This is a genomic window from Actinomadura sp. B10D3, from assembly GCF_039871695.1.
Taxonomy (GTDB): Bacteria; Actinomycetota; Actinomycetes; order Streptosporangiales; family Streptosporangiaceae; genus Spirillospora; species Spirillospora madurae.
In genome coordinates this window covers 169,760-192,273 of record NZ_JBDPLY010000010.1, presented here as the reverse complement: position 1 = coordinate 192,273, position 22,514 = coordinate 169,760, and the positions used below count along the sequence as shown (strand labels likewise).

Genomic DNA, 22,514 nt, shown 5'->3' with positions numbered 1-22,514 from the left:
GGATGCCCGCTCAGGGCCGGACGGTGCCGAGGGTGACCGGCCGTCCCTCCAGCCGGGCCAGTGCCGCGCCGATGCAGTACCTGGGGCCGTGGCGAACACGAGACGCTGGTTCTGCTCGCGGGTGAAGTCGAATCTGTCCGCGGTGTCGCCGTACTCCTCCGGGTCGAGGCCGCTCGCCTGGTAATCGGCCCACCGGTGCCCGGCCTTCCGTTGCCGGGAGAAACACTTTTCTCCTCGCAATTCACTTGCCGGTAATCGCGACGATGGCGCAGTTCCGGTGCTTAAGCCACGCGGATGAACCCACTCCCGGCCCGGTGCGTACTCCTGGGAGTTTTCCGATCTGAGGGGGAACATGACGTGGGCGTTCGCGTACCGGCCTTCGCGTCCGTACTCGGAATCCTGCTCGGGGCGGCGCTCCCGGCCGCTCCGGCCGGGGCGCACGGGGCGCTGGAGAACCCGGCGAGCCGCGCGACCGGCTGCGAGCCGGGGCGCGGCGCCGAGCGGTCGAGCGCCGCCTGCCGGGCCGCGGCGAAGGTGAGCGGAAGGGCGCTCGCCGAGTGGGACGAGCTGCGCGTGCCGAACGTGGGCGGCCGCGACCGCCGGATGATCCCGGACGGCGAGCTGTGCAGCGCGGGCATCGAGCGGTTCCGGGGGCTGGACCTGCCGCGCGCGGACTGGCCCGCGACGCGGCTGACGTCCGGCGCCCGCCACACGTTCCGCTACCGGGTGTCGATCCCCCACCGGGGCAGCCTGCGAATGTTCGTCACCCGCGCCGGCTACCGGCCCGACCGTCCGCTGACCTGGTCGGCACTGGAGGCCGAGCCGTTCCTGAAGGTCAAGGACCCGCCGCGGCGGAACGGGGCGTACGTCTTCTCGGGACGGATCCCCCGCGGCAAGACGGGGCGGCACCTGATCTACACGGTCTGGCAGACCTCGGACACGCCCGACACCTACTACTCCTGCTCCGACGTCACGTTCGGCGCCGTGCGGAAGAAGCCCGCGAAGCAGGCCCCCTCCCCCAAGCGCACCGACGACTCCCCCGCCCCTGGCGGGCAGGCGGCGGGCGGCTCCCCCGGGCCGGTGGACGTCTCGCCCAGCCCGGTGGCCGGCACGTCCCCGGCGGGGTCCGGCCGGAGCTGGGAGCTGCTCCTCGCGGCGGGCGGCGTCGCCGCGGTGGCGCTGATCTTCACGATCGGCGGTGCCGTCATGGCGGTCCGCCGGATGCGGCTCCGCCGGGAGCTCTGAGCCCCGTGCCGGGCGGCCGGGTCACTTGTGGGGGATCTGGTTGACGGTCCCCCCGTCCATGACGAACTCGGCGCCGGTGGCGTAGGACGACTCGTCGCTGGCGAGGAAGACCACGAAGGAGGCGACCTCCTCGGGACGGCCGGGGCGCCCGAGCGGCACGGGGATCATGTCGTCGGGGATGCCCTCGGTGATCGGGGTCCGGATCAGGCCCGGGTGGAGCGAGTTGACGCGGATGCCGTGCGGGGCGAGCTCCACGGCGACCGACTTGGTCAGGCCGCGCAGGCCCCATTTGGAGGCGACGTAGCCGTGCGCCCAGGAGGTGCCGCGCAGGCCCTCGATGGACGAGGTGTTGATGATCGACCCGCCGCCGGACGCGATCATCGCGTCGGTGGCCGCGCGGATGCCGAGGAACGGGCCGGTGAGGTTGACGTCGATGATATGCCGCCACTTCTCCAGCTTGAACCGGTTGATGGCCGCGCCGTTGGCGATCCCCGCGTTGTTGAAGAGCACGGTGAGGCCGCCGAACTCGCCGACGGTGGTCTCGACGGCCGACGCCCAGTCCTCGGGGCTCGTCACGTCGAGGTGCACGTAGCGGGCCGCGTCGCCCAGGTCGTCCGCGACGGCCTTGCCCTCGTCGTCGAGGATGTCGCCGATCACGACGGTGGCGCCCTCGGCCACCAGCGCCCGCGCGGACGCCTCCCCGATGCCGCGCGCACCGCCGCTGATCAGGGCGGTCTTCCCGTCCACTCGTCCCATCGCCGGGTCCTTTCTGCCGTACCGGTCTCAGTCGGACAGCGCCGCGGCGAACACGCCGCGGGCGGTGTTGAAGGGCAGGTCGAGCGGGGTCCGCAGCCCCGGCGGCGCCGCGACGACGTCGGGGATCGCGTTGACGATGCGGCCGGCGCCCGCGGCGATCGCGGCGTAGTTGTGGTCGCCCCTGGCGCTGGTCGGGCAGACGTCGACGCGGTAGGACGGCTCGCCGACGATCTCGACCCGGTAGGAGCCGCCGTCCTGCGCCGGCTGCGGCCAGTCGGGGCGCAGGTCGCCGCGGAGCCGGGTCGTGTGGTCGATGACGAGCACCTCCCTGCCGCCGGCGACGCCGCGGATCTGGAACCGCATGCCGGCGATCCCGCCCGCGGGGACGTGCCCGGCGGCCACGTCGAACGCCTCCGGCGCCGGCTCCAGCTCGTACCACTCGGTGATGTCGTCCAGCTCGAAGCCGAATCCGCGGGCCAGCATGCGGAGGCTGACGCCCCAGGACGCCGCCAGCATCCCCGGCCTGAACATCTTCGGCAGATCTCCGGGGGGACGGCCGAAGCCCATGAAATCGAACATGACCGGGCCGCCGTCGTAGGTCGCGTAGTCGGCGATCTCCGAGCAGCGCACCTGCTCCACCCGCTGGCAGGTGCTGGCGATCGCGAACGGCAGCAGGTCGTTGACCCACCCGGGGTCCACTCCGGTGACGAAGAGGCTCGTGTCGCCGGCGCGGCAGGCGTCCTCCACGGGCTCGATCATGCGGTCCGGCAGCACTCCCCACGGGTAGATGAGCGGCACCGGCGAGGAGGCGACGACGTTGCTGCCCGAGGCGAGGATCTTCTGGATGTCGCCGAGCGCGTCGAACAACCGGACCTCGCCGATCGCGCAGTAGGACGTGCACTCCGGCCGCGCGGCCAGGGCCGCGTCCAGGTCGCCGGTGGCCGCCACGCCCGTCACGGCGTCGAGGCCGGCGAGCTCGCCGGCGTCCCGCCCGACCTTCTCCGGGTTCGACACCACCAGGCCGGCCAGCTCGAAGCGGGGATCCTCGATCAGCTGTGACAGGGCGATGCGGCCGACGTTGCCGGTCGCCACGTGCAGGACGCGGATGGCCATGGCTCTCCTCGGTGGGCGGGCGCCGCCCGTCGGCCGGACAGGTGTCCAGTTATTATTCCAGAAATAGTAGAACGCGTTCTAGTGTGGTCCCGTCCGACCCGACGCGCACAGGGAGTCCCGCAGATGGTCCACCCGCCGGCGACACCTCCGAGCCGCTACGCCGCCCTCTCCCGGCCGGAGCTCGCGGTGGTCGTGCCCGAGCTGCTCCTGATCGGGCAGCTCATCGACCGGTCCGGGATGGCGTGGTGCATCTCGGCGTTCGGGAGGGAGGAGATGGCGCGGATCGCGATCGAGGAGTGGGCCGCTTCGAGCCCGATCTACACCAGGCGGATGCAGCGGGCGCTCGGCTATGCCCCCGAGGTCCCCGGGAAGGGCGACGTCCCGACAATCTTCAAGGGCCTCCAGCTCGACATCGGCGCTCCGCCGCAGTTCATGGACTTCCGCTACACCGTTCACGACCGGTGGCACGGCGAGTTCCACCTCGACCACTGCGGCGCCCTGATGGACGTCGAGCCGATGGGCGAGGCCTACGTCCGCTCGATGTGCCACGACATCGAGGACCCCACCTTCGACGCGACCGCGGTCGCGACCAACCCGAAGGCGCGGGTGCGGCCGATCCACCGGCCCCCGCGGACGCCGGCCGACCGGCACCCCCACTGCGCGTGGACCGTGACCATCGACGAGTCGCACCCGGACGCGCGGGGCATCCCGCTGCTGGCCGCCAACGAGCGCTCCCGGGCCGCGAACCTCGACCTGGCGCCGATCGACCCGTCCGACGACGGCCTCGCCGGCTACGCGGGCCCGCTGCTGTCCGACCTCGACTTCGCCGCCTTCTCGCGGTCCGCGCTGGCCCGGATCGCCGACGAGGTGTGCCTGCAGATGCACCTGCTCGACCGGGCCTTCGGCCTCGCCGTGGCCGAGCGGGCCGCCGACGCCGGCGAGCTGCTCCGGATCCGCCGCAAGCAGCTCGTGGGCATCGCCGGCATCGCCGCGGAGCGGCTCGCCCGCGCCCTGGACCTGCCGGCGGACGCGCGGGGAGCGGTCCGCCTGCTGGCGGTGCACCCGCTCCTCAACCCCTCCGCCTACGTCGATGCCGTCTTGGGGGACGGGAGCGTTGAGGTCCACCCTTCGCCCGCCCACGAAGACGGCGCCTGGATCTCCTTGTGCGGCCCCGCGTGGACGGCTCCGCTCCGGGCCGCCGTCCGCGCCGTGGCCCCCTGCCTCGACGTCGAGGCCACCGCGCTCGGGTCCGGCGGGGCATGGCGGCTGGACGTCGTCCGCCGCGACGTCCCGACTCCGGAGGCCGACGAGGTCGCCGTCGTCCGATTCAGCACAGGCGCCGGGTTCGCCTTCGAGCCCCGGCGCTCATTGCCGATCACTCCCGTCTGACGCCGGCGCAGGGCCCCGCCTTTTACGAGCGGTGGACCGCGCGGTCCGGCCGGTAGGCGTCGAGCGCCGGAGACGGACGGCCGTGGACCTCCTGGTCGATCAGCGAAGCAAGGTGGGGAGCGAGCGTGATCCCGCTGTGGGTGACGGCGGTGTACAGACCGGGCCGCTGGAAGCCGATGAGCGGGTACCCGTCGGCGGGCAGGGGACGGACGCACCGCCGCACCGCGGCGACCTCCGCGGTCAAGCCCGGGACGACGGCGCGCGCACGGGCGAGGAGCTCCGCGCCCACCTCCCGGACCAGCTCGGGGGAGGCCGACTCGTCGACCCCGGCGTCGAGATCGCCTGCCTCCAGCACGAGACCTCCGTCCTCCGACGGCCGGGCGGACAGGCCGGGAGCGTGCACGAGCCCGTTGAGGGCGGCGTCCGGCGCCGCGGTCGTGGTCGCGATGAGGCAGGGTGCGGCGGAGCCGGGTTCAGACGGATCGACCAGCGGAAGCGTCACGCCGGCCGTGGCCAGCAGCGCGGGAGCGTGCCGGCCCGCGGCGCAGACGGTGAGGTCGGCGTTCAGGTCCCGGCCGTCGTCCAGGCGCACGCCGGTGACGCGCTCGCCCTGGGTCGTGAGCGCGACCGCGCGGTGACCGGTGACGAACCGGGCGCCCGATTCACGCGCGCGCCGGGCCAGCGCCCGCGCGGCCGGGCCGCCGTGCACGTAGCCCTCGCCGGGGTAGTGCGCGATGAGCGCGTCCCGCGGGGCTCGGACGTGCGGTTCCAGCGCGCGCAGCCGGTCGGCGTCGACGAGTTCGGCGGCGTATCCGAGGCCGGCCAGGCGGGCGGTCCGGTCCGCCAGCCGGCTCCGGGCGTCCTCGTCGGCCGCCCACGTGACGCTGCCGGCCGGCCGGTACCAGGCCGGGGCGCCGAACCCGGCGGCCAGGTCACGCCACGCGGAAAGCGCCGCCGTCCGGAACCGGTGGTAGGCCGGGTCGCCGGGGTCGTTGGCGTTGAGCCAGGCGTAGCTGGTGCCGGACGCCCCGGCGCCGGGCTCCCGCTCCTCGACCACCGTGACCTCGTCCCGCGGGCGCGCTCGGCCGCCGGCTTCAGCACGGGTGAGCCGGTCCGCCAGCGCCGCCCCGACGATCCCCGCGCCCACGACCAGTATCCGCATGCCCTCCAGGATGACCGACCACGGGATTCCGGCGAGAGGGCGTTCCGGTTCTGCGGTGGGCGGAATGTCTGGGGGTGGGTGGGACCGCCGCCTTACCATGACGGCATGGCCGAGACCGCCCGCCCGCTGATGCCCGCCCCCGAGCCGCCGAACGAGCAGCCGCACGGGCCGACCGCGACACCCCAGCCGACGGAACCGCTGTGGCGGGACGCGCTCGGCCAGTGCCTGCGGCGGCTGCGCCTCGAACGCGGCGAGATCCTGGTCGAGACCGCCCGCCGCGCCGGCGTCTCCCCGCAGTACCTCTCCGAGATGGAGCGCGGGGTCAAGGAGCCGTCCAGCGAGATGATCGCGGCGGTGGCCGGCGCCCTGGACGTGACGCTCGGCGACCTGACGCTCGCGATCGCGACGAGCCTCCTGGCGATGCCCGCCGGAACCGCACCGGCGGGCCCCACCTGCCAGGTCGCCTACGCCCTGGCCGCATAGGCCGCCCCTCACATGGGGAGCGGCTGGCGCTCCTCGATCACGTGGTCGATGAGGCCATAGTCCCGCGCCGTGGTCGCGGTGAACACGCGGTCCCGGTCCGTGTCGGTGCGCAGCGTCGCGGTGTCCTGCCCGGTGTGCCGGGAGAGGATGTCCTCGATGTCGGCGCGGACGCGGACGACCTCGTCGGCCTGGAGGATGAGGTCCGGGATCGCCCCGCGCCCCTGCCCCACCGGCTGGTGCAGGACGACGCGGGTGTGGGGCAGCGCGGCGCGCATCCCGGGGGTGCCCGCGGCGAGGAGCACGGCGCCGACGGCGACCGCCTGCCCCACGCAGGTGGTCGCCACCTGGGGACGGATATAGCGCAGCGTGTCGTAGACGGCGAGCATCGCGCTCGGGTCTCCGCCCTCGCAGTTGATGTAGAGCTGGATGTCGCCGTCGGGGTTGTCGGCCTCCAGGTACAGCAGCTGCGCGACGAGGGCGTTCGCGACGCCCGCGTCGATGGCGGTGCCGAGGTAGATGATCCGCTCGGTCAGCAGGTGCGAGTAGACGTCCATGATCCGCTCGCCGCGCGGGTGCTGGGCGATGACGTTCGGGATCGTGTAGGTGCTCATCGGACGCCTCCTTCGGCCGGGACACCGAGCCCGACGGTGCGGTTGATCACGGGGATGACGTCGTCCAGGGAGCCGACGACGGAGTCGATGAAGCCGTATTCGAGGGCCTCCTGCGCGGTGTACCAGCGGTCGTGCAGCGAGTCCTCGAAGACCCGTTCGAGGGGTTGGCCGGTGTCCTCGGCGATGAGGCCGAGGACCGTGTCGCGGGTGTGCCGCAGGTCGTTGGCCTGCAGTTCGATGTCGACGGCGGCGCCGGCGATTCCGGCGGAGCCCTGGTGCATCAGCACGCGTGCGTGCGGCATGGCGCGGCGCTTGCCCCGGGTGCCGGACGACAGCAGGAACTGCCCGGCGCTGTAGGCGATGCCGAGCACCACCGTGGACACGTCGCACGGGATGAGCCGCATGACGTCGCGGATCGCGAGCATCGACGGCACCGACCCGCCGGGCGAATGGATCCACAGCGCGATGTCGGACGACGCGTCCTCCTTCGCCAGCGTGATCAGCTGCGTCGCCAGCAGGGTGCCGTTGTCGTCGTCGAGTGGGCCGTCGAGCACGAGAACGCGCTGCTGGTAAAGCTCGCGACGCACGCGCTCGTTGAACATGGGGATTCCTGGTTCCTCGCTCATGCCCTTCACTCTGCGCGGGGCCGTGGGGTGGTCGTAGCCTGATCCGCCCACGGCGGATCTGCTCACAGCAGCGGGGATAGGGTCACCGGATGCGCGTGTACCAGTACGTCTACTTCGCTCTGCAGTCGACGCGGGTGCCGGCCACCGAGATCAGCGCGCGGCTCGGGATCGAGGCGGACGAGCGCAAGGTGCGCGGAAGCCGCCGGGCGCGGCCGCCGCGTCCCGTCGCGCACACGTGGCGGATCGTCTGCCGGCGCCCCGGCCTCACCGTGGACGAGCAGATCGCCGAGGTCCTGGACCGGCTGTTCGAGCACGCGGAACGCATCGGCGCCCTGGCCCTCGAACTCGACGGCACCGGGGACGACGGATGGCCCGCGGCCACCCTCCAGGTGGTGCGGGTGTTCGAGCATCCGGACGGCGAGGAGGAGGAAAGGCCCGCCCCGGTCGGCGGCCTGGAGAAACTCCCCGGGCAGCACCAGCTGCTGGGCTGGCACCTGGACGGGCGGGTGCTGGAGTTCCTCCGCCTCACACACGCCTTGCTGGACATCGACGAGTACGCCTACGACTGAGCGGGCCGGTGCGGCACGGCGATGGGCACGGCGGCCTTGCGGGCCGCCGTGCCCGGCTCTCGCGGTGGTCCGGTCAGGCGGGGGCGACGGCACGCCCGGTCTGGGGCGAGATCATTCCTGCGCAGAGGCCGCGGGCGGCCAGTACCTGGGCGATCCGCGGAATGGCCGCGCGCGTGTTGGCGGGCCATTCGTGCATGAGGATGATCTGGCCGTCGGTGAGGCGGCCGGCGGCCTGCACGATCGCGCCGGTGCTCGCCCCGTTCCAGTCCTGCGAGTCGACGTCCCAGATGATCTCGGTGAGGCCGTGCCCGGCCTCGACCGACCGCAGGGTCGCGTTGGTCTCGCCGTAGGGCGGGCGGAACAACCGCGGAGTGCCGCCTCCGGCGGCGGCGATGGCCTGCTGGGCCCGGGAGATCTCCGAGTCCATCTGCGCCTGGCTCAGCTGGGTCATGTGCGGATGGGTGTAGCTGTGGTTGCCGACCCACATACCGGCGTTGACCTGGGCCCGGACCTGGGCCGGGTACGCGGCCGCGTGCTGGCCCTGGTTGAACATCGTCGCCCGCAGCCCGTTCTGCGCGAGCGCGTTGAGCAGGCTCGGGGTGTTGTCGTTGGACGGGCCGTCGTCGAACGTGAGCCCGACGTATCCGTTGCAGGCGGCGGCGTGGGAGGGGGCGGCGGTCACGGCGAGGGCCGCGGTCGCCGCCGCCGCGGCGGCCAGCGCCGCCGACAGCGAGCGTCTGGGCAGGGGTGATCTGGTGCGCATGGCGGCTCCTCCGGGTGCTCAGCCGACGGTGATGCTGGAGTTGCCGCTGCTCTGGTAGCCCTCCGTGGCCATGATCATGTAGTAGCGGAAGTCGCCCAGGTTCATGCCGGCGCGGGCCCAGGCGTCGAAGTGGTTGCCGGTGGTGATGGAGCCCCCGGTCCGCCTGGACTGGCGGACGCTCCAGTACTGGTCGAAGGTCCTGGTGCCTTCGACGGACGGGGCGTTGTACCGCGTGGTCTTGTAGATGTCGTAGGTGCCGCCGTCACTGGTGACGGTGCCCTTGTAGGTTCCGGTGGGCCGGTAGCTGCCCCAGTTGTCGACGATGTAGTACTCGACGAGCGGGTTCGACGTCCACCCGTAGAGGGCCAGGTACGCGTTGCCGGACGGGTTGAAGCTGCCGGAGTAGTTCACGGTCCTGCGGCCGCCGTTGCTCCAGCCCTTGCCCGCGACGAAGTTCCCGACGTTGGACCAGGAGGTGCTGTAGCTGCCGCCGCTCCTCAGCGTCATCGACACCGACCCGCCGCCGTCGGTCCAGAACGAGTAGAAGTACCCGTCGTGGGTGCCGGTCTGGTTGGTGGTGATGACCGTGTCGGCGGCCGCCGTGCCGGGCAGCAGCGCCGCGGACGCGACCAGGGCCGCGCCGAGAGCGCCCGCGCCGATGAGGCGCCTGCGGGTGATCGGGCGGGCGGTGGTGGTGTCGTGCTCGTACATGCTTCCTCCTCGGGAGCATCGGCGGGGGGCCTCGGCCGTCCCGCCCCCGATGACCGCGCCCCCGGAGGGGTGGATCCGGCGGCGGAGCCGGTGGCGGAACCGGCCGATCGGGTGCGAGTATGCGCGCGCTTTCCCGAGAGTGTCAACGATTCTTTTCGAAACCTTTCGCCCGACCGATCGAATATGGATCGTTCCATAGGGTGAGCGATCAGGTGAGACAGATATCGAATGGCACGACATTCGATTTCCGCGACATGTGATGAGGGCTCACCTGAACGCAATCCTCGAAAGTTTCGAGTGACGTTCTGGGCCGTTCAGCGGGCCTGGATCAGCCGTGGGAGGCGATGCTCCGGGCGTGCGCGCCGAGGACGTGGGTGAACAGGGCCGGAGGGCGGGTCCCGTCGCCGGCGTCCGGGAGGACCTCCGGAGTGAGGGTCCAGTCGACGCCCACCCAGGAGTCGCCGATGGCGTCCTCGCTGGACGGGAGGTTGTTGCACGACTGGCGGACCCGCATGGCGCGGACGGACTCGGCCGCCGGCGTGTCGGTCTCGACCAGGAGCACCGGGACACCGACCAGCGGGCCGTCCTCGACCAGGCGCAGCAGCCGGTCCGCGTCCTCGCCGTCGAGCGCGGCACCGGCGTCGAGGACCACCACCAGGCGCACCGGCGGGCCGCCCATCGGGTCCGCGAGCGACTCCTCCGCGCCGCCGATGCGGCGCAGGTCCACCAGGTCGAGGAGGCGGCGGAGCCGCTCGCCGGCGTGCGGGCCCGTGGCGACGCCGCCGCCCAGCAGGCGGGCGGTGGTGGCCGGGTCGAAGCCGTGCAGCCAGCCCGCGCCGGAGAGCCCGGCCGCGTCGATCACCTCCAGGCCGAGGACGCCGGGCGGCACGGCCGCGAGGAACCGGGTCGCGAGCGACCAGGCGTAGGCGGCCGCGTCGCCGGGCACCACGCCGCGCGAGATCCACACGGCGCGGCGCCAGGGCAGCCGCAGCACGAGCGGCACCCGCAGGCCCGGCAGCTCGGCGGTCGACAGCCGGCCGAGCAGCATCCCCTCGGCGAGGTCGACGCCGGGTCGCCAGGTCAGCCAGGACGGCGCGTCGAACGGCGCCACCTCCGGCGTGAGCTCCGGCTCCACCCTCGCCAGCTCGTCGCGCAGCTGGCCGGCGTCGGAGCGCAGGCGCTCGTCGGCCTCCCGCATGAGCTGCTCGAACCGCCCCCGCGGCTGCCGGCCGGCGATCTCCTCGTTGCGGAGGGTGAGTGCGTGCTCGGTGGCGGCGCGGAAGGCCGCCACCGAACGGCTGGCGTCCTCCCAGACCAGCCAGCAGCGTTCGATGTACCCGACCTCCGTGGACGGCGCCTGCTGCGGCGCGGGCTGGGGCTGCGCCGGCGGCGGCTGTGCGGGGGGCGGCGGCTGTGCGGCGGGCGGCTGCGGCGGCGCCTGCGCCGGCCGGGGAGGCGGCGGCGCGCCCACCGCGGGTCCCGGAGGCGGGGCGGCCATGGCGGCCTCCTGCTCGCCGGGGTCGTCGACCTCGACGCCGTGCGCCTCCACCAGCTCGGCCAGGCCGCCCGCGTAGCCCTGGCCGACGGCGCGCACCTTCCACGCCTCGGCGCGGCGGTAGATCTCCAGCCCGATGATCGCCTTCTCCGGGCCGAGCCCCCGGACGGTGAACTCGGCCGCGGGGTCGCCGCCGCCCGCGGTGAGGCGGAGCCGCGGCGGCGGCGCCGTCCCGAAGGAGCCGGGGCCCGCCAGGCTCACCGCGATGAGCACCGTGAGCCCGGCGGGGACCGCGTCGAGGTCGAGCTCGACGCGCTGGCCGGCGCCGCCGTCGGCCCAGCGGACGCCGGGCGCCTCGGGCGCGTTGAAGAAGACCAGGTCGGCGTCTGACCGCACCCGCAGGTCGGGGCCGACGAGCAGCGCGCTGACGTCGACGGGCACGGCACAGGACACGGTGGCGGTCACCCGCCGGGCGGGCAGCGGAGCGTTGCCGCCGCGTGGGAGGTCGACCATCGGCGGTCAGCAGTGCGCGGCGATCGTCGGCAGCATGTCCTGGAAGGTGCGGCCATGGCACGGCTCGCCGATCGCGTTCATCTTCCAGGCTCCGCCGTGCCGGTAGATGCGGGCCATCACCATCGCGGTGTGGGCGCCGCCGCCGGTCAGCGTGTACCGGGCCAGCTCGCCCCCGTCCACCTCGTTGACGAGGCGGCAGAAGGCGTTCTCCACCTCGTTGAAGGTCTGCCCGTTGAAGGAGCTGACGGTGAATACCAGCGAGGTGACGTGCACCGGAAGCCGCGCCAGGTCGACGATGACCGACTCGTCGTCGCCGTCGCCCGCCCCGGTCAGGTTGTCGCCGGTGTGCCGGACGGAGCCGTCGTCGCTGACCAGCTTGCCGAAGTAGACCACGTCGGCGAGGTTGCGGTCGGCGAAGAGCACGCAGGAGGCGTCCAGGTCGATCTCCCGCTCGCGGGACCCGAAGAACCCCTTCTTCTTGACCGCGTCCCAGCCGAGGCCCATCCGGACCATGCTCAGCGCGCCGCCGGGCTTCTCCAGCGAGATCCGCTGACCCTTAACCATCGAGACGGTCACAGCCGTCGCCTCCTCGCCATCCCCTTGCCGCGCGAACCCGTGAGCGCGTCGTGCGAGGAAAGCCTTTCAGCCGATCCACCCTGTTGTCACCTGATCCGCGACGTCCGGGCGACCTGTCAGGTGTCACAGGCGATGCCGTCGCCGTCCCGGTCGAGGTCGTAGATGTCGTCCCCGACGACGCGGACAGGTCCGGACACGTACCCGGGGCCGTCGCCGCTGCCTCCCGCGCAGTCGACGTCACGGGCGATCGGGACGCACCCGCTGTAGTTCGGGTCGCATCGGCGGGCCTGTTTGGTGCCCACCGCGATGACGCGGGTCACCGGGCGCCGGGTGACGGCTTCCCGGATCAGTTTCCGGGAAGTCTCGGCGCCATTGGTGAGGGTGACCTCATATGTCAGTTTCTTCAGACCGGTGGCGCCGCGCTTCACGACCTTGGTGTCGCCCTTGGCGAGGGTCGCGTCGTTCACCTTTCTCGTCTTGAACGGAATCTTCTGCGTCCTGGTGACCGTGCGTTTCTCGACCACCGGGCTCGCTCCGGCGACCGCTCCCGCGGACGCCGTACCCGGTGTGGTCTGCCCCGGTGTGGTCTGCGCCGGTGTCGCGGCGGACGGCGTGGCCGCGGGATCGCAGGCACCGGTCAGCAGGAGTCCCCCGGCGGCCATGACGGCAAGAATAACGCGCCTCATGAATTCCCCCTATATACAGGAAGGAATCGTGCGCCTCAGCCGTATTCCGGGTCAATGGGAAATGCGAAGGAAGCCCAGGCCGGATGTGGACTGGGCTTCCCTGGCCGTTCCTGGTCAGTAGCCCCGGGAGGGCTTGCCGCTTCCGGCGGGCTGACCGCCTTCGGGGGCCCCGCCGCCGGCACCTTCCTGGCCGCCGGCGCCTTCCTGGCCTCCCCCGGCTTCTTCGCCGCCACCGGCGCCTTGACCGCCACCGGCCTCCTCACCGCCGCCGGCGCCCTGGCCGCCGCCGGCCGCCCCGATCTCCGCGCCGAAGGCGTCGAGGGCCTCGGTGACGGGCTGGAAGAAGGTGACGCCGCCGGTCTGGCAGTCGCCGGAGCCGCCGGAGGTGAGGCCGAGGGCGGCGGTGTCGGCGAAGAGCGGGCCGCCGCTGTCGCCCGGCTCGGCGCAGACGGTGGTCTGGATCATCCCGGTGACGGTGCCCTCGGCGAAGTTCACCGTGGCGCCGGTCGCGGTGACGGTGCCGTCGGAGACGCCGGTGGTGCTGCCGCTGCGCAGGACGCGCTGGCCGACCACGGCCTCGGCGGCCTCGGTGATCTCCTGCGACTGGCCGTTGTAGAGGTTGACCGCGCTCTCGCCCGCGGCGCCCTCCGCGGTCTCCACGAGCGCGAAGTCGTTGCCGGGGAAGCTGCTCTGCACGGTGGTGCCGGCGGCCTCGGCGCCCTGGTCCGTCGTCCACTCCTGGACCTCGTTGCCGCAGTGGCCGGCGGTCAGGAAGAAGTCCTGCTGGCCGCGCTTGACGTTGAAGCCGAGCGAGCAGCGGGCGCCCCCGCCGAAGATCGCGTCGCCGCCGAGGGCGAACGTGCGGAGCTTCCCGGGGATGCGCACCATGCGGATCGCCGCGCCCATCTGCCGGGTCGCGCGCTGGACCTCCGCCATCCGCGTCCCGGCCGTCCACACCGTGACCTTGGAGGTGGCGGGGTCGACCGCCCATCCGGTGCCGGGGATGTCCGCCACCGACCGCTGGAGGGTGTTCGTGACGCGCTTCAGCGTCGCGGGACTGCGCTGCGTCATCTTGGGCACGGCCCCGGCGGACCGCACCGCGGCGGCGTCCGCGGCGTTGGTGACCGTGACGACGGGGCGTCCCGCGGAGTCGACGTAGGCGCCGGTCGTGCGGTCACCGAGGCGGTCGGCGATCCTGGCGGCCTTGGCGGCGGCCTGCCCGGTCGTCCGCGCGGCGCGCACCGCGTCCTGTCCCGCACCCTGGCGCCCGGCCCGCGCGTCACCCGCGAGCTTCGCCTCCTGGCCGCCCGACCGTCCCTCGGCGTGCACGACGTACAGCGAGCCGGCCACGAGCCCGGCGGATCCGGCGGCCACCGCGGTCGTCGTGACCACGGTGCGCAGCCGACTGTTCCTCACGCTCTTCCGGCGCCTCATGAACCCTCCTGGTTCCGGGGTGTCGATCTACGCGGAGGGGTACGCGCCCCGGCGGGCGGGAGTTCAACACGTCTCGGAGGGCTCTTGACGGCCCCATATTCCTGCCTTAAATCAGACTGTGAAATAACGCGTGATCGAAGGGGCCCGCTCAGTCACACCCCACCCCGAAGGAGATGCGCCATGCATCCCGTCCCACCCCCTGCGCCGCCGTACCTGGACATGCCCGTGAACTCCGCCGGGCGGATGTACTTCTACCTCGGCTCGCCCACCAGCCGCTACCAGGACTTCATCGAGTTCACGGTCGGCGCCGACGTCTTCAACGGCAACACCACCCGGGTCGACGGCTTCGGCCTGAAGCTCGCGATGCGCCTGCACGCCCACGACGGGTACGACGTGTCCGTCGGCGAGGACCAGGCCACCTTCGCCGAGGACCGGGCGGCCACGTTCCGGCGGTTCGCGGACGAGGTGCCGCCGGAGTTCGACTCGCTGGCGACCGTCGAGGCCCCGTACCGCATGCGCCGGGCAACTCGCCCGTCTTCCAGCCGGGCGGCGCGCAGGCGGGCTACTTCACGTCCTACGCCGCGTCCGCAGGCGTCTCGGTCACGACGCAGCAGGTCACCGGATGCTCCGGGCCGCTCGCGAACGACCCCGGGGCCGCCTCGGGCTGACCGGTCCCGGCCTCGATGAAGACGGTCTGCTCCAGGTGGGACGTGCCCATCTGGGCGGTCAGCGTCACGACCTCGAAATCGGCGACGTCGGCGGTGGTTCCGGAGAACGTCACCGAGGACGCGCCGGCCCGGCACGACGACCTCGGCGGGCACCCGCAACGCGGGGTTGTCGGTGCTCAGCGCGACCGTGGCCGGCTCAGTGGTGACGCCGCCCAGATGGACCGTCCCCTCGAAGCTCTGGCCGCCCGTCAGCCACGGCAGCTCGATCTCCTTGAGCCCCGGGCGGATCAGCACGGTATGGCTCGTGCTCCCGACACCCTCGATGGTCGCGGTGTAGGTGACACCTCCAGGCCTCCGTGCGGTACGGGATTGTTTCCGGCCATGGGCGAACGCGGGCGGCACCACACGGTCTTGTGCGGTGATGATTGTTTGTGGATGATTGGTGCTTGTTTCGAGCGTGAATGCGCATTACCGGGAGGACCGTCCGAATGACAAAGATCGTGTTCGTGGGGGCGGGGAGCGTGGTGTTCACGCAGGCGCTGCTCGCCGACCTGCTCGGCTTTCCGGAGCTGGCGGACGCCCGCATCGCGCTGCACGACGTCGACGCCGAGCGGCTGGCGACGGCCGAGGCGGCGGCGCGCAGGATCGCCGAGGCGCGCGGTGCCCGGCCGGCGATCACGGCGCACCTGGAGCGCCGGGAGGCGTTCGACGGCGCCGACTTCGTGATCAACATGATCCAGGTGGGCGGGCGCGGCTCGACGGTCACCGACTTCGAGGTCCCGGCGCGGTTCGGGCTCCGGCAGACGGTCGCCGACACGATCGGGGTGGGCGGGATCTTCCGGGCGCTGCGCACCTTCCCCGTCCTGGACGGGATCGCGGCGGACATGGCGGCGTGCTGCCCGGACGCGTGGCTGCTGAACTACACCAACCCGATGGCGATGAACGTCTGGTACCTCGCCGCCGCGACGCCCGTCCGCAACGCCGTCGGGCTGTGCCACTCGGTGTACTGGACGACCCGCGGCCTCGCGGAGCTGGTCGGCGTCCCGTACGAGGAGGTGTCGTACCTGGCCGCCGGCGTCAACCACCAGGCGTGGGTGCTCAGGTTCCAGCGGGGCGGCGAGGACCTGTACCCGAGGCTGGACGAGGCGATCGAGCGCGACCCGGAGCTGCGGCGCCGCGTGCGGGTCGAGATGTACCGGCGGCTCGGCCACTACCCGACCGAGACGAGCGAGCATTCGGCGGAGTACGTCCCGTGGTTCATGCGGCACGACGCCGAGGTGGCGCGGCTGCGCATTCCCGTGGACGAGTACATCCGGGTCAGCGAGGAGAACCTGCGCGAGTACGCCTCGACGCGGGCGGCGCTGGCGGCCGGCGAGCCGATCCCGGTCGAGGGGAGCATGGAGTACGCGCCGCAGATCATCCACAGCATGGTCACCGGCAGGCCCCGGGTCGTGTACGGCAACGTGGTGAACCGGGGCCTGATCGGCAACCTGCCGGAGGGGTGCGCGGTCGAGGTGCCGTGCCTGGTCGACGCGCAGGGCGTGCAGCCGACCGCCGTCGGGGACCTCCCGCCGCAGTGCGCGGCGCTCAACCGGTCGTTCGTCGGCGTCGGCGAGCTGACCGTGCGGGCGGCGGTGGAGGGGCGCCCCGACCACGTCCGGCACGCGGCCATGGCCGACCCGAACACGGCCGCCACGCTCACGATCGAGGAGATCTGGACGCTGTGCGACGAGATGGTGAAGGCGCACGGCGACCTGCTGCCCGAGCCGCTGCGCCGGACCGGCCTGTCATGAGGCGGGCGGCGGCCCTGGCCGCGATCGCGGTGCTGCTCCCGGTGGCCGGCGCGGGCGCGGCGGACGCGGTGACCGGGAGCGTGCGGGTGCGGGCGGGCGACGACTGGACGCTGCCCGGCTGGGTCCGGCCGTCGGCGAACTCCGGGTTCTTCTCCGAGAAGGCGGCGCCGGAGTTCGAGGTGGGGACGCGCGGTCTCGACCTGACCTGGCGGCAGCTCCAGCCGGACGGTCCCGGACAGTTGCGCACCGACACGACCGGCTCCGCTCAGGGCATGGACTTCGCACCCTTACGCGACCAGCTCGCGGACGGCCGGCCGTTCTGGATGCGCGTGTTCGCCAGCGGGGCTCAATGGGCTCCGGAATGGGCGGCCGACGAATGCGAGGTGCGACCGGTCGGCCCCGATTACGACGGTCAGTACCACCTGCCGATCTGGGACGAGTGCGTGTGGGGACGGCTCCTCGGCGTCTACCGGAAGCTGTTCGTCGAGAAGAACCTTCGCGCCGACCCGCGGCTGCGGTTCGTCTACGTCCCGGGCGCGTTCACATGGGCGGAGTTCGACTACGACATCATCAGCCAGGCCGCCGAGGAGGGTCTGACCTTCGAGAAGTACCGCTCGTGGCACCGGCACGCCTGGCGGGATCTGGTCGATATCTTCGGCCCCTACCGCACCAAGCTCGTGTTCACCGGCGAGGACTACCCCTGGGGGCCGTGGGGGTCGAAGACGGATCTGTTCGCCGAGCAGGCGGTCGACGCGGGCCTCGGCATCCGAACGGGCATCACCGAGGAGTTCAACTTCCATCTCAACGAGGCTCCTTCGTACGGAAGCCGTGTCGAGCGGAACGGGCACATGACGGTGGACGAACGCCTGCCCGTCCACGACGGGCGGCATGTCGTCGCCACCGAGAACGAGTGCTTCAACGATTGCGATTACAAGACGGACGAGCCGTACTACGCCGTCCGGCAGTCGAACCTGAAGGCTCTGCAACTGAGAATGAACTGGATATACGTGGTCCCGGGCCCGTCCTACATGAAGGAGTACCCGGACCACTGGAACTGGCTACGGCTCAGCATCGGCAAGACCGCGTCCGATTCACCTGACGCGTGGGCGGCATTGCGCGACGCGGAGGACACCTACTGGAAGGACCGGACCGGTCCCTTCACCGGTGCCCGGAAATGGGCGAGCCGCCCGTGGGTGCGCAACCTCGAACGCTGGCTCGTCCAGCGGGACGTCTCGCCGGACGGCAGGGCACGCCGATCCACGGCCGACGTCCACACGCATGTCCTGACGGAGGAGAACGGCACGGCCTACGAAGGGCTGCGCACCGACCGTGCGAAGGGGCAGACGTCGCTGTACTTCGACCTCGACGACCGCTTCCTGGCCGGACGGCGCGAACCGGTTCAGATCAAGGTGACGTACTCGGACGCGGGCGCAGGCGACTGGTGGATCGAGCATGAAGGCGGGCGCTCACCGGCCGTCCGCCGTACCGGTGACGGGGCGTGGAAGACCGCGACCGTCCGGCTGCCCGGGCCGGTCCTCGCGAACGGGCTGAACGGCCGCACCGACTTCCGGATCGCCACCGGCCGCGGAGACGACCTCGACGTCCGGTTCGTCCGGCTCGTCCGGCAGAAGGCGCCGTAGGTCACAGCGGAAGGAGGCGCCGCGCGTTGCCCGCGTACACCTGCTCCAGAACGTCCGGCGGCAGGTCGAGGGCGGAGATCGCCCAGCGTCCCTGCGGCGGCACCTCCTCGTCCGGCGCGTAGGGGAAGTGCTCGTCGTCGGTCTCCAGGAACCGGAAGTGCGTCGGGTAGGACGAGGCCGACAGCGGGAACGCGTCGGTCCCGAACAGCACGCGGCCGGGGTGCCGCGTCATCAGCGAGCGGGCCGCCCGGGGGCGGCGGCCGAGCTCGGCGAGCCGTCCGGCGATGTCGACGTGCAGGTTGGGGTGCTCGTCCAGCATCCGTGACACCCACCGGAGATCCTCGGCGTAGCAGGCGACGTGCGCGCCGATGAACGTCGTGTGCGGGTGGGACGAGACCAGGTTCTCCAGGGCCTCCATGAGCCGGGGGAACGACGGCAGGCCGGGTCGCCCGAAGTGCCAGTCGGGGTGGGCGAGCAGCTCCTCCAGCCGCTCGTTGCGGCGGTCGACCGGGGCGAAGAAGGCCACCGGATCGGCGGTGTGGATCAGAACGGGCAGGTCGAGCGCGCCCGCCGCCTCGAAGACGGGGGCGAGCCTCGGGTCGTCCGGCAGGACGAGGCGCCCGTCCGCGTCGGTGTGGTGCAGGCCGAGGGTCTTCCAGACCTTCAGGCCGCGGGCGCCGAGCGTCCGCGAGTTCTCCAGGCTGCGCACGAGCCGGTCGATCCCGCCGCGTTCGCGCAGCAGGTTCCAGTCGAGCTGGCAGAAGGTGAGGAACCGGCCGGGGTGGGCGCGGTCGTAGCGGTCGAGGTTGACCGACAGCTCCCCGCCCCACATGCCGTCCAGGTTCACGATCGCGTCGACGCCGTGCGCGTCCATCAGTGCGAGGAGCCGCCCCACGTCGGGGGCCATCCATCCGCCGTCGCCGGTGAGCCAGCGGCCGAGGTGGTTGTGGGCGTCCACGCACCGGAACCGCGGGCGCGGGACGTCGCTTCCCGGGATCTCCACGCTCGGGCGCGGAACGTAGTCGGACAGCCGCAGGTCGCCGATCTCGGACATCTCACCCCGTCCATTGATGATGTTTTCTGCTCTGTTCTCTTCTATTCCGAGCATAAGTAAGCATATGGTTTCGAACCACACCCAACTTCGGGAGGGCCGATGGGCAACGGACTGCGCGGTGCGGTCGCGCTGGCGGCGGCGGCGCTGCTCGCCCTGACCGCGGCGGGCTGCGGCGGCGACGACGCGGACGGCGGGAAGGTCAAGATCACCTGGTGGCACGGGCAGTCGGCGCCGTACGACGAGCCGCTCAAGAAGCTCGCGGCGGAGTACTCCCGGGCGCACCCGGACGTGGAGATCGTCCCCCAGCTCGGGACCAGCAACGTCGACGACATGCTGCAGAAGGTCACCGCGGCGCTCGCGGGCGGTGACGCCCCGGACATCGCGTACATGTACGGGTCCTGGACGGCGTCCCTCGCCGAGAACCGCAAGGTCGTCGACCTGTCCGACACGGTCAAGGACCCGTCGTTCGGCTGGGCCGACTTCTGGGAGTCCGAGCGCGCCGCCGCGACCGTGGACGGCAAGGTGGTCGGCGTCCCCGCCGTGGTCGACAACCTCGGCGTCGTCTACAACAAGAAGCTGTTCGACGCCGCCGGCGTCCCCCACCCGAAGGCCGACTGGACGTGGGACGACTTCCGCGCCGCGGCCAAGAAGCTGACCGACCCGGGCAAGAACGTCTACGGCACCGCCTACCCGGTGAGCGGCGGCGAGGACACCGTCTGGCGGCTGTGGCCGATGCTGTGGCAGCAGGGCGGGAGCATCCTGACGCCGGACGACAAGAAGGCCGCGTTCAACACCCCGCAGGCCGCCGCCGCCCTCGACCTCTGGCGCGGTATGGCGCGCGACGACAAGTCGGTGTACCTCGACCAGAACGGCGAGAAGTTCCTCCCGCTCTTCCAGTCCGGCAAGGTCGCGATGGTGGTGACCGGGCCGTTCGCCCTGCTGGACTTCAAGGAGCACGGCATCGACTACGGAGCGGTGCAGCTGCCCGGCTACAACGGCAACCACGAGACGATCTCCGGCCCGGACTTCTGGGTGCTGTTCGACAACGGGTCGCGGCGCGAGAGGGCCGCCAGGGAGTTCACCGCCTGGCTGTCCAAGCCGGAGCAGGACGCCCGCTGGTCGCTCGCGGCCGGCAACCTGCCGCTGCGCAAGGCCACGACGCAGCTCCCCGAGTACAAGAAGTACGTCGCCGACTTCCCGGGAGCGGCCGAGTTCGTCGCGAACCTCGCCAACGCGAAGAAGGCCCGCCCGAGCAGCGCGGCGTACGCGAAGTTCTCCGAGGCGATCGGCGACGCCATCACCACGTCGCTCATCGCCGGGGACCCCGCGAGCAAGACGCTGGGCGAAGCCGCCAAGGAGACCGACGACCTGCTCGCCAAGGAAAAGTGACATGACGGTGGGCACCGCTCCGCCGCCTCTCGCGCGGACGACGCACGCGGCACGGCGCCGGCGGACGGCGCGCCGGCGCCTCATGCCGCACCTGGTCGGCTGGGGGTTCGTCGGGCCCGCGACCCTGGTGGTCGTCGGCCTGGCGATCTTCCCCGCGGTCTGGGCGCTGTGGCTGTCCTTCCACGACAGCGACCTGATCTCCAGCGGCGAGTTCGTCGGCCTGGCGAACTACCGCGAGATGGTGCACGACCCGGCGCTGCGGGACGCGGCATGGCACACGATCGTCTACACCGTCCTGTACGTACCGGGATCGGTGCTGATCGGGCTGCCGCTCGCGGTGGCGCTGAACCAGCGCATCCGCGGGATCGCCCTCTACCGGACGTGCATCTTCGTCCCGTACGTCACCTCGGCGGCGGCCGTCGGCATCCTGTCCAACTTCGTGCTCGATCCCGAGTTCGGCATCGTCAGCGGAGGCGTGAAGGCGCTCGGGCTGCCGGCCGCGGGCTTCCTCCAGGACCCCGGCCAGGCGCTCTACACGCTGGTGGCCGTGTCGCTGTGGTGGTCGGTCGGGCTGCCGGTGGTGGTGTACCTCGCCGCGCTGCAGGACGTCCCGCGCGAGCTGCGGGAGGCGGCGCTGGTCGACGGCGCGACCCCCTGGCAGGCGTTCCGGACCGTGACGCTGCCGCAGCTGCGGCCGGCGACCACGTTTGTCGTGATCTGGCAGATGATCATGTCGCTGCAGCTGTTCGACCTCGTGTACACCACCACCAAGGGACAGCCGCTGGACTCCACCTCGGTGATCGTCTACTACCTCTACGAGCAGGCGTTCAAGCAGTTCGCCGCCGGATACGGGGCCGCGGTGGCGTACGCGCTCTTCGTGGTCACGCTGGTGGTGTCGGCCGTCATGCTGCGACGGTCCGCGCGCACGGCGGCGGGAGCACAGCGATGAGCGGAGCGAACCGGGGGGCCGTGGGGGGTCGTCCCCCCACGAAGAACACAGCCATGAGCGGCGCGAATCGGCGGTGGGTGCTGCATGTCGTCCTCGTGCCGGTGGCGGTGCTGTTCGCGGCGCCGCTGGTGTGGATGGTGCTGACGTCGCTGATGCCGGACGCCGACCTGAACCGGCTGCCCCCGCGGCTGCTGCCGGACCACGTCACGCTGGACGGATACCGGAAGGTCCTCACCGAGAACGACTATCCGCGGTGGTTCCTGAACACGCTCGTCGTGTCCACCGTGGCCGTGCTGTCCCATGTGGTGCTGTGCTCGCTCGCGGGCTACGGGTTCGCGCGGCTGCGGTTCGCGGGCGGGCGGCTCGGGTTCCTCGCGGTGATGGTCACGATCATGATCCCGGTGCAGCTCCTGATGATCCCTACGTTCCTGATCTTCCGGACGCTGGGCCTCATCGACACGCTCGGCGCCGCGTTCGTGCCCTGGCTGGCCAGCGCGTTCGGCATCTTCCTCATGCGGCAGTTCTTCCTGTCCGTGCCGCATGAGCTGGAGGAGGCGGCGCGGATCGACGGCTGCGGGCGGCTCGGGGTGTTCTTCCGGATCGTCCTGCCGATGGCCCGCCCGGCGCTCGCGACGCTGGTCGTCTTCACGCTGCTCGGGTCCTGGAACGATCTCATCTGGCCGCTCATCGCGATCACGTCCGAGGACACGTTCACGCTCCAGATGGGCCTGTCGACGTTCTCCGGGACGCGGCACACGGAGTGGTCGTCGCTCATGGCGGGCAACACGCTCGCCACCGCGCCGCTGCTGGTCGCCTTCCTCGTGGCGCAGCGGCACTTCATCGCGACGATGTCGTTCAGCGGCCTGAAGGGCTGACGCCCCCCGGCGGC

Annotated in this window: 21 protein-coding genes and 1 pseudogene; 10 read left to right on the top strand and 12 right to left on the bottom strand. The window is 72.0% G+C overall.

The window, feature by feature from the left end; translation table 11 throughout:
* Positions 1 to 357: 357 nt before the first annotated feature.
* Complete coding sequence (locus tag ABGB11_RS17755) at positions 358 to 1,245, top strand: lytic polysaccharide monooxygenase (RefSeq protein WP_347634032.1); 888 nt, start codon at positions 358 to 360, stop codon at positions 1,243 to 1,245.
* A gap of 21 nt (positions 1,246 to 1,266) precedes the next feature.
* Here the strand turns inward: ABGB11_RS17755 and ABGB11_RS17750 are convergent, their stop codons facing one another.
* Both ABGB11_RS17750 and ABGB11_RS17745 read right to left on the bottom strand, forming a co-directional pair.
* A complete protein-coding gene (locus ABGB11_RS17750) occupies positions 1,267 to 2,001 on the bottom strand; it encodes a glucose 1-dehydrogenase (protein WP_347634030.1) in 735 nt (244 codons plus the stop codon).
* Positions 2,002 to 2,028: 27 nt separating this feature from the next.
* The gene (locus ABGB11_RS17745) at positions 2,029 to 3,114 is read right to left on the bottom strand and encodes a dihydrodipicolinate reductase (RefSeq protein ID WP_347634028.1); all 1,086 of its coding nucleotides are present in this window, start codon (positions 3,112 to 3,114) and stop codon (positions 2,029 to 2,031) included.
* A gap of 123 nt (positions 3,115 to 3,237) precedes the next feature.
* On the opposite strand from ABGB11_RS17745, the gene ABGB11_RS17740 reads away from it, so the two are divergent.
* Positions 3,238 to 4,503, top strand: a complete 1,266-nt coding sequence (locus ABGB11_RS17740; RefSeq protein ID WP_347634026.1) for a hypothetical protein — start codon at positions 3,238 to 3,240, stop codon at positions 4,501 to 4,503.
* Between the two features lie 22 nt (positions 4,504 to 4,525).
* On the opposite strand, the gene ABGB11_RS17735 is transcribed toward ABGB11_RS17740, so the two are convergent.
* Positions 4,526 to 5,665 carry an FAD-binding oxidoreductase gene (locus tag ABGB11_RS17735; RefSeq protein WP_347634024.1) on the bottom strand — a complete coding sequence of 380 codons (1,140 nt, stop codon included), beginning with the start codon at positions 5,663 to 5,665 and terminating at the stop codon, positions 4,526 to 4,528.
* 105 nt (positions 5,666 to 5,770) lie between these two features.
* On the opposite strand from ABGB11_RS17735, the gene ABGB11_RS17730 reads away from it, so the two are divergent.
* Positions 5,771 to 6,148, top strand: a complete 378-nt coding sequence (locus ABGB11_RS17730; protein ID WP_347634022.1) for a helix-turn-helix transcriptional regulator — start codon at positions 5,771 to 5,773, stop codon at positions 6,146 to 6,148.
* An 8-nt stretch (positions 6,149 to 6,156) separates the two neighbouring features.
* Here the strand turns inward: ABGB11_RS17730 and ABGB11_RS17725 are convergent, their stop codons facing one another.
* Together ABGB11_RS17725 and ABGB11_RS17720 are read right to left on the bottom strand one after the other, a co-directional pair.
* On the bottom strand, positions 6,157 to 6,759 hold the full coding sequence (locus tag ABGB11_RS17725) for an ATP-dependent Clp protease proteolytic subunit (protein ID WP_347634019.1): 603 nt from the start codon (positions 6,757 to 6,759) through the stop codon (positions 6,157 to 6,159).
* On the bottom strand, positions 6,756 to 7,385 hold the full coding sequence (locus ABGB11_RS17720; RefSeq protein ID WP_347634017.1) for an ATP-dependent Clp protease proteolytic subunit: 630 nt from the start codon (positions 7,383 to 7,385) through the stop codon (positions 6,756 to 6,758). The genes ABGB11_RS17725 and ABGB11_RS17720 overlap by 4 nt, the downstream gene beginning before the upstream one ends.
* 89 nt (positions 7,386 to 7,474) lie before the next feature.
* Here ABGB11_RS17720 and ABGB11_RS17715 point away from each other — a divergent pair, with 89 nt between their 5' ends.
* Positions 7,475 to 7,954, top strand: a complete 480-nt coding sequence (locus ABGB11_RS17715; protein ID WP_347634015.1) for a DUF4279 domain-containing protein — start codon at positions 7,475 to 7,477, stop codon at positions 7,952 to 7,954.
* A 73-nt stretch (positions 7,955 to 8,027) separates the two neighbouring features.
* Here ABGB11_RS17715 and ABGB11_RS17710 read toward each other — a convergent pair whose 3' ends face one another.
* From ABGB11_RS17710 to ABGB11_RS17685, 6 genes and pseudogenes are all read right to left on the bottom strand, one after another.
* Positions 8,028 to 8,717 (bottom strand): polysaccharide deacetylase family protein, encoded by a 690-nt coding sequence (locus tag ABGB11_RS17710; protein ID WP_347634012.1) that lies wholly within the window; start codon positions 8,715 to 8,717, stop codon positions 8,028 to 8,030.
* A 21-nt stretch (positions 8,718 to 8,738) separates the two neighbouring features.
* Positions 8,739 to 9,428 (bottom strand): annotated as a pseudogene (locus tag ABGB11_RS17705) (glycoside hydrolase family 11 protein); the annotation flags it as partial.
* Between the two features lie 328 nt (positions 9,429 to 9,756).
* Positions 9,757 to 11,436 carry a TerD family protein gene (locus ABGB11_RS17700; RefSeq protein ID WP_347634010.1) on the bottom strand — a complete coding sequence of 560 codons (1,680 nt, stop codon included), beginning with the start codon at positions 11,434 to 11,436 and terminating at the stop codon, positions 9,757 to 9,759.
* Positions 11,437 to 11,442: 6 nt separating this feature from the next.
* On the bottom strand, positions 11,443 to 12,012 hold the full coding sequence (locus ABGB11_RS17695; RefSeq protein ID WP_347634008.1) for a TerD family protein: 570 nt from the start codon (positions 12,010 to 12,012) through the stop codon (positions 11,443 to 11,445).
* A gap of 116 nt (positions 12,013 to 12,128) precedes the next feature.
* Positions 12,129 to 12,674, bottom strand: coding sequence for a G5 domain-containing protein (locus ABGB11_RS17690; RefSeq protein ID WP_347634006.1), 546 nt, complete (start codon positions 12,672 to 12,674; stop codon positions 12,129 to 12,131).
* A 138-nt stretch (positions 12,675 to 12,812) separates the two neighbouring features.
* Positions 12,813 to 14,132, bottom strand: coding sequence for a S1 family peptidase (locus ABGB11_RS17685; RefSeq protein WP_347634004.1), 1,320 nt, complete (start codon positions 14,130 to 14,132; stop codon positions 12,813 to 12,815).
* Positions 14,133 to 14,312: 180 nt separating this feature from the next.
* On the opposite strand from ABGB11_RS17685, the gene ABGB11_RS17680 reads away from it, so the two are divergent.
* The 3 genes from ABGB11_RS17680 (at position 14,313) to ABGB11_RS17670 (ending at position 18,233) form a co-directional block, all read left to right on the top strand.
* Positions 14,313 to 14,819, top strand: a complete 507-nt coding sequence (locus ABGB11_RS17680; protein ID WP_347634002.1) for a beta-1,3-glucanase family protein — start codon at positions 14,313 to 14,315, stop codon at positions 14,817 to 14,819.
* Positions 14,820 to 15,288: 469 nt separating this feature from the next.
* Positions 15,289 to 16,593: an alpha-glucosidase/alpha-galactosidase gene (locus tag ABGB11_RS17675; protein ID WP_347634000.1), complete on the top strand. Its 1,305-nt coding sequence runs from the start codon at positions 15,289 to 15,291 to the stop codon at positions 16,591 to 16,593.
* Positions 16,590 to 18,233, top strand: a complete 1,644-nt coding sequence (locus ABGB11_RS17670; RefSeq protein WP_347633998.1) for a hypothetical protein — start codon at positions 16,590 to 16,592, stop codon at positions 18,231 to 18,233. The genes ABGB11_RS17675 and ABGB11_RS17670 overlap by 4 nt, the downstream gene beginning before the upstream one ends.
* A gap of 1 nt (position 18,234) precedes the next feature.
* On the opposite strand, the gene ABGB11_RS17665 is transcribed toward ABGB11_RS17670, so the two are convergent.
* Positions 18,235 to 19,287 (bottom strand): amidohydrolase family protein, encoded by a 1,053-nt coding sequence (locus ABGB11_RS17665; protein ID WP_347633996.1) that lies wholly within the window; start codon positions 19,285 to 19,287, stop codon positions 18,235 to 18,237.
* 99 nt (positions 19,288 to 19,386) lie between these two features.
* Between ABGB11_RS17665 and ABGB11_RS17660 the strand changes: the two genes are divergently transcribed.
* Genes ABGB11_RS17660 through ABGB11_RS17650 form a run of 3 tightly spaced genes read left to right on the top strand, consistent with a single transcriptional unit; the run spans position 19,387 to position 22,500 of the window.
* On the top strand, positions 19,387 to 20,676 hold the full coding sequence (locus ABGB11_RS17660; RefSeq protein ID WP_347633994.1) for an ABC transporter substrate-binding protein: 1,290 nt from the start codon (positions 19,387 to 19,389) through the stop codon (positions 20,674 to 20,676).
* A 1-nt stretch (position 20,677) separates the two neighbouring features.
* The gene (locus tag ABGB11_RS17655) at positions 20,678 to 21,625 is read left to right on the top strand and encodes a sugar ABC transporter permease (protein WP_347633992.1); all 948 of its coding nucleotides are present in this window, start codon (positions 20,678 to 20,680) and stop codon (positions 21,623 to 21,625) included.
* Between the two features lie 53 nt (positions 21,626 to 21,678).
* Positions 21,679 to 22,500, top strand: coding sequence for a carbohydrate ABC transporter permease (locus tag ABGB11_RS17650; protein ID WP_347633990.1), 822 nt, complete (start codon positions 21,679 to 21,681; stop codon positions 22,498 to 22,500).
* Positions 22,501 to 22,514 lie beyond the last annotated feature (14 nt).

Bases quoted from the DNA above. Each gene is read 5' to 3' on its own strand.
- ABGB11_RS17750 (WP_347634030.1), bottom strand. From the start codon at position 2,001: ATGGGACGAGTGGACGGGAAGACCGCCCTGATCAGCGGCGGTGCGCGC.
- ABGB11_RS17745 (WP_347634028.1), bottom strand. From the start codon at position 3,114: ATGGCCATCCGCGTCCTGCACGTGGCGACCGGCAACGTCGGCCGCATC.
- ABGB11_RS17740 (WP_347634026.1), top strand. From the start codon at position 3,238: ATGGTCCACCCGCCGGCGACACCTCCGAGCCGCTACGCCGCCCTCTCC.
- ABGB11_RS17735 (WP_347634024.1), bottom strand. From the start codon at position 5,665: ATGCGGATACTGGTCGTGGGCGCGGGGATCGTCGGGGCGGCGCTGGCG.
- ABGB11_RS17730 (WP_347634022.1), top strand. From the start codon at position 5,771: ATGGCCGAGACCGCCCGCCCGCTGATGCCCGCCCCCGAGCCGCCGAAC.
- ABGB11_RS17725 (WP_347634019.1), bottom strand. From the start codon at position 6,759: ATGAGCACCTACACGATCCCGAACGTCATCGCCCAGCACCCGCGCGGC.
- ABGB11_RS17720 (WP_347634017.1), bottom strand. From the start codon at position 7,385: ATGAGCGAGGAACCAGGAATCCCCATGTTCAACGAGCGCGTGCGTCGC.
- ABGB11_RS17715 (WP_347634015.1), top strand. From the start codon at position 7,475: ATGCGCGTGTACCAGTACGTCTACTTCGCTCTGCAGTCGACGCGGGTG.
- ABGB11_RS17710 (WP_347634012.1), bottom strand. From the start codon at position 8,717: ATGCGCACCAGATCACCCCTGCCCAGACGCTCGCTGTCGGCGGCGCTG.
- ABGB11_RS17700 (WP_347634010.1), bottom strand. From the start codon at position 11,436: ATGGTCGACCTCCCACGCGGCGGCAACGCTCCGCTGCCCGCCCGGCGG.
- ABGB11_RS17690 (WP_347634006.1), bottom strand. From the start codon at position 12,674: ATGGCCGCCGGGGGACTCCTGCTGACCGGTGCCTGCGATCCCGCGGCC.
- ABGB11_RS17685 (WP_347634004.1), bottom strand. From the start codon at position 14,132: ATGAGGCGCCGGAAGAGCGTGAGGAACAGTCGGCTGCGCACCGTGGTC.
- ABGB11_RS17680 (WP_347634002.1), top strand. From the start codon at position 14,313: ATGCATCCCGTCCCACCCCCTGCGCCGCCGTACCTGGACATGCCCGTG.
- ABGB11_RS17675 (WP_347634000.1), top strand. From the start codon at position 15,289: ATGACAAAGATCGTGTTCGTGGGGGCGGGGAGCGTGGTGTTCACGCAG.
- ABGB11_RS17670 (WP_347633998.1), top strand. From the start codon at position 16,590: ATGAGGCGGGCGGCGGCCCTGGCCGCGATCGCGGTGCTGCTCCCGGTG.
- ABGB11_RS17665 (WP_347633996.1), bottom strand. From the start codon at position 19,287: ATGTCCGAGATCGGCGACCTGCGGCTGTCCGACTACGTTCCGCGCCCG.
- ABGB11_RS17660 (WP_347633994.1), top strand. From the start codon at position 19,387: ATGGGCAACGGACTGCGCGGTGCGGTCGCGCTGGCGGCGGCGGCGCTG.
- ABGB11_RS17655 (WP_347633992.1), top strand. From the start codon at position 20,678: ATGACGGTGGGCACCGCTCCGCCGCCTCTCGCGCGGACGACGCACGCG.
- ABGB11_RS17650 (WP_347633990.1), top strand. From the start codon at position 21,679: ATGAGCGGCGCGAATCGGCGGTGGGTGCTGCATGTCGTCCTCGTGCCG.